General features: G+C 69.1%; 1 protein-coding gene. It reads left to right on the forward strand.

The window, feature by feature from the left end; genetic code table 11:
• The coding region (locus ELR45_RS17960) for a PfkB family carbohydrate kinase (RefSeq protein WP_205856807.1) at nt 1-995 on the forward strand (995 nt) is incomplete at its 5' end.
• Nucleotides 996-1,093 lie beyond the last annotated feature (98 nt).

Consider the following 1,093-nt stretch of genomic DNA (forward strand, 5'->3'; position numbering starts at 1 on the left):
GGACGGTGTTCTTCGACATCATCTTCATCGGCCTGGAGGCGCCGCCTCAGACCGGCACCGAGGTGTGGGCCTCAGGCATGGGATCAAGCCCGGGAGGCGTCGCCAACATGGCCGTCGCCTGCTCTCGTCTTGGACTGCGCACCAGCCTCGCCGCCACGTTCGGCGAGGACCTGTACGGCGACTACTGCCGCCAGACCCTCGGCATCCAGGAAGGCGTCGACCTCACCTTCTCCCGCTACGTCACCGGCTGGCACTCCCCCGTGACCGTCTCGACCGTCTATGAGCGCGACCGGACCATGGTCACCCACGGACACATCTCGGACGTCCAGGCTCGTCTGGTCCGGCAACCTCCGCGGGCTCGCGTGTCGTTCGTCGACCTGAGCGCCGACCGCCAGTCCTGGGTGGACGCGTTCGCCGCCGACGGAGGACTGATCTTCGCCGACCTCGGGTGGGATCCGGAGGACCGCTGGGACATCGGCCGGCTGCGAGAGAGCCTGCAGGGCTGCTACGCGTTCTCCCCCAACGCCGTGGAGGCGATGAGCTATACGCGGACCGACTCGCCCGCGGATGCCCTCGCCGTGCTCTCAGAGCTCGTGCCTCTCGCTGTCGTCACCTGTGGCGGCGACGGCGTGATCGCACACGATCAGGCGACCGGTTCCACGGTGCATGCGCCGGCCGTACCGGTCGAGGCGCTCGACCCGACCGGCGCCGGCGACGTCTTCGCGGCCGGGTTGATGATGGGCACAGTCGCCGGTTGGCCGCTCGAGCACCGACTTCGGCTGGCCAACCTCGCGGCGGCACTCTCCGTCCGTCACTTCGGCGGCGCGCTGGCCGCCCCGGGCTGGGGCGACATCGCCACGTGGTGGCGGGAGACCGGTTCGAAAGATCCGGCGCTGGCGGATGGTTACACCTTTCTCGAGAAGACCCTCCCCGACTACGACCTCCCGGAGGCCTCCAGGGCGATCGCGACCCTGGGCTTCCGTTCGAGGCGCTGAGTGGCCGTGGAGCACCTACACCAGAAGGGCAGTTTCATGAAGAGCAGTCTCACGAGGATCCGGAAGACGGACCCGGGCGCGACCAGCAGCTCGGCCCG

The organism is Phytoactinopolyspora endophytica (genome assembly GCF_004138495.1).
Classification (GTDB): domain Bacteria; phylum Actinomycetota; class Actinomycetes; order Jiangellales; family Jiangellaceae; genus Phytoactinopolyspora; species Phytoactinopolyspora endophytica.